This is a genomic window from Candidatus Margulisiibacteriota bacterium (assembly GCA_041658645.1).
GTDB lineage: Bacteria > Margulisbacteria > WOR-1 > O2-12-FULL-45-9 > XYB2-FULL-48-7 > JBAZZV01.
Window position 1 is genome coordinate 1 of sequence record JBAZZV010000027.1, and the last position, 3,204, is coordinate 3,204.

The window sequence follows — 3,204 nt, forward strand, 5'->3', positions numbered from 1 at the left end:
CAAAAAAATGATCTGGTTTATGAACTTGGCTGCGGTAACGGCCGGGTGGCCGCTTATTTGGCCAAACATTCACCGGCCAAAGTAATCGGTCTTGAATTGGCCTGGCCTTTTTATCTATTAAGTAAACTCCGCCAACTGATGGCTGGGCAAAAAAATCTTTCTATCCGCTGCCGCAATCTTTTTACAACTGACCTTTCCGAGGCATCAGTAATTTATGTTTTTGGCATTCCGGACAAACTAACGGACAAATTAAAGCCGAAGCTGGAGCGGGAGCTCGCGCCGGGCGCCAAAGTAATTTCCTACAGCTTCGCTATCGCGGGCTGGCAACCGTTAGTGATAGATCAACCCACCCCAAGCTCCGCCCAAATTTTTATCTATCAGCGTTGATTGTTGATGATGTGTCGGTCGCCCGCTTGTCTAAATCAAATAATATGCTAAAATAACCTAGAACTTATTTTTACATTAATAATATCATGGCCGAGGCTGATTCGGCGATAATTTTAAAAAACCATGTACAGCGAAGCTTTTTTAGCTGAGATAAAAAATAAACTTGAGCAAGAGCAGGTGGAGCAAGAGGCAGAGATTGACCGGCTGACCAGGCCGGAGGAAATGGTGGATAATCCTAGCCCCGAAGACTTGGCTAATGACGCCACCGAAGACATTACCGAGGAATCTCTTTTAAAAATTTATCGCAAGTCGCTAGAACGGGTTAACGATGCTTTAGGCCGCATGGGCAATGGCACTTTTGGTCGCTGCATTGAATGTGGCGCGATTATCAAAGAAGAGAATTTAAAAGAGGAGCCCTGGATTGAGTATTGTGAAAAATGCGCTTACAAAAAATAAGCCTTTATTTTTTAATTTAATTACGCTATAATTTTTCTATTAATTAACTTCCGCTCTTTCGGCGGTAACTAACTAAAACTATGCTAATGGATAAATACATTCGCTCCAAATCAAGTTTTGTGCTCGGCTTGATCAGCGGTGTGGCGATTGTTTCAACTATCGGTTTTATCATCTTCGGCGGCTTGTTTGTAAAAAAAGAATTGGCCGGCGGCGGCTGGCTAGAAAATAACGGCGATGACTCCGGCGTGGTGGCGGACAACAACCAACCAAGCGCGGGTAATCAGCCAAGCGCGGCGGCGCAACCCGATGCAGCCGGCAAGGTTGACGTTAAGGTGGCCGCAACCGACCACATTCGCGGCAATAAGAACGCTAAAATAACCATCGTTGAATTTTCCGACTACCAGTGCCCCTTCTGCGTCCGCTTTCACGAGACAATGAAACAGGTGATGGCCAAATACCCGACTCAAGTACGCTGGGTTTTCAAACACTTTCCGCTGGAATCAATCCATCCCTATGCTAAAAAAGCTGCCATGGCGGCCGAATGCGCTGGAGAGCAAAATAAGTTCTGGGAATATACCGATGAAATTTTCGCTAATCAAACCCGCCTGAATGATGCTTATTTATCTACTGCCGCAAAAAACCTTAAGCTGGATGCCAAAAAATTTGACAGCTGCCTTTCAAGCGAAAAATACGCAAACAAAGTAAATGCTGATCTCCAACAGGGCCAGGCCTATGGGGTGCGCGGCACCCCCGGTAGCTTCATTAACGGCACAACAATTCCTGGCGCGGTACCATTTGAACAGATTGACTCGATGATCAAACCATTGCTCTAAAAATTTTTTTAGATAACTTTTAAAACTCCCGCCATACCGGCGGGAGTTTTAAAATTTGCAATTTCTTATTATTTAATGTACTATGATGCGTAGTAATAAAAATATCAAAATGAAAAAAAGAGAAATTATCGGACTGGCAAAACTGGAAATGGCTATTATGGAAGAACTTTGGCGGCTTGGGGCCGCCTCGGTCCGCCAGGTTTTGTTTGTCCTCAGAAAGAAAAAGAAAATCGCCTATACCACGGTGATGACTGTTATGAGCCGGCTTTTTGAAAAAGGCATATTAAAAAGAAGGCTGGATGAAAATAATGCTTACATTTACACGCCGATCCAAAACAAAGAAGCTTTTTCCGCGTCTATCTCCAAAAATGTCATCAATAATCTGATCAATGATTATGGCGGCGTGGCAATAGCGCAATTGATTGATGTCATCGGTAAAAAAAATAAAAAAGAACTAGCCGGCCTGCTAAACAAACTTAAAGAAGTTAAATAAATCCATGTCCAGCGGACTGCAAACAAGAAGCAAGGTTGTGTTTACCCAAATCATTTGGGCGGGATCGCTGTTTTTGCTTGTTTTTTTCTCACTTGGTTATATCTTAGCGACTCGCATGGTCGTTTTCGCGAAAATCCTATCCGGCAAACTTGCGGCAATTTGCGGCTGCACCGACCATCTGTCATTTTATCACCACCCCTATTTCTTAAGCTTTTTAATCTTATTGAGCCTGGGATCGCTGACCTTTATCGCTTTCATCATAAAAAAAACCGCGAATTATTTTATACTCACCAAAAAATACGTCGGCTTGAAAACTGAAGGCAGAAGAATTGAGCCTGCCGAAAAACTGACCCAGGCGGCCAAACAACTTGGCCTGGAGAACAGGCTGATTGAAATTAATGACGCGAGCGCCAACGTATTCTGCTTCGGCTTCAGGCGGCCGAAAATTTGCATCTCCTCCGGTCTGGTCAAGATGCTCGCGCCGGATGAATTGAAGGCGGTATTACTGCACGAAAAGCAGCACCTGCTCAACTATGAACCGCTTAAAATCTTTATTATCAAACTGATTTCAGCTATCTTGTTTTTTATTCCGGGCTTGAAGCTGTTGGCGGATAAATATCTGATCTTGTCGGAATTAACCGCTGACGAAAGGGCCACCGGCGGTTTTTTAAATAAGGCTCCTTTGGCCAGGGCGATCGCCAAGGCGATTAAGCTTGACCAGCGGTCGGTCGACGGCAATACCTTAGCAATATCTTTTTTAAGTTCTACTGACGCCCGAATAAACAAACTGTTGGACGATGAATATTTGCCAAAATTCAACACTTTCACCACTAAGGTGCTGGTCAGCAGCTTATTGCCTTTAGTGATGTTGTTTTCTTTCATTTTAATTGCCGGCTCCAGCCAGGCGGTGGTAGAATCGCACAATAACTCATGCCCGTCCATGGAAACCGAGGAGCAGCTTCAGTGCAATCTTACACAGAGCGCAAGCGTCTGCCAAATGGCCTACAACCAGCACGACAACCAATGTGAAGAACC

The 3,204-nt window shown here is 44.4% G+C and carries 5 protein-coding genes; all 5 read left to right on the plus strand.

Annotation, left to right across the window (positions count from 1 at the left end; genetic code table 11):
- On the plus strand, positions 1-387 hold a 387-nt coding region (locus WC903_09170; GenBank protein ID MFA5894115.1), incomplete at its 5' end, for a class I SAM-dependent methyltransferase.
- Positions 388-510: 123 nt separating this feature from the next.
- Entirely contained in the window at positions 511-843 is a 333-nt protein-coding gene (locus WC903_09175) for a TraR/DksA C4-type zinc finger protein (GenBank protein MFA5894116.1), read from the plus strand.
- Between the two features lie 86 nt (positions 844-929).
- Entirely contained in the window at positions 930-1,676 is a 747-nt protein-coding gene (locus tag WC903_09180; protein ID MFA5894117.1) for a DsbA family protein, read from the plus strand.
- 109 nt (positions 1,677-1,785) lie between these two features.
- A complete protein-coding gene (locus tag WC903_09185; protein MFA5894118.1) occupies positions 1,786-2,169 on the plus strand; it encodes a BlaI/MecI/CopY family transcriptional regulator in 384 nt (127 codons plus the stop codon).
- A 115-nt stretch (positions 2,170-2,284) separates the two neighbouring features.
- The coding region (locus WC903_09190) for a M56 family metallopeptidase (protein ID MFA5894119.1) at positions 2,285-3,204 on the plus strand (920 nt) is incomplete at its 3' end.

Coding starts and splice junctions, on each gene's coding strand:
- WC903_09175 (MFA5894116.1), top strand. CDS start 511: ATGTACAGCGAAGCTTTTTTAGCTGAGATAAAAAATAAACTTGAGCAA.
- WC903_09180 (MFA5894117.1), top strand. CDS start 930: ATGGATAAATACATTCGCTCCAAATCAAGTTTTGTGCTCGGCTTGATC.
- WC903_09185 (MFA5894118.1), top strand. CDS start 1,786: ATGAAAAAAAGAGAAATTATCGGACTGGCAAAACTGGAAATGGCTATT.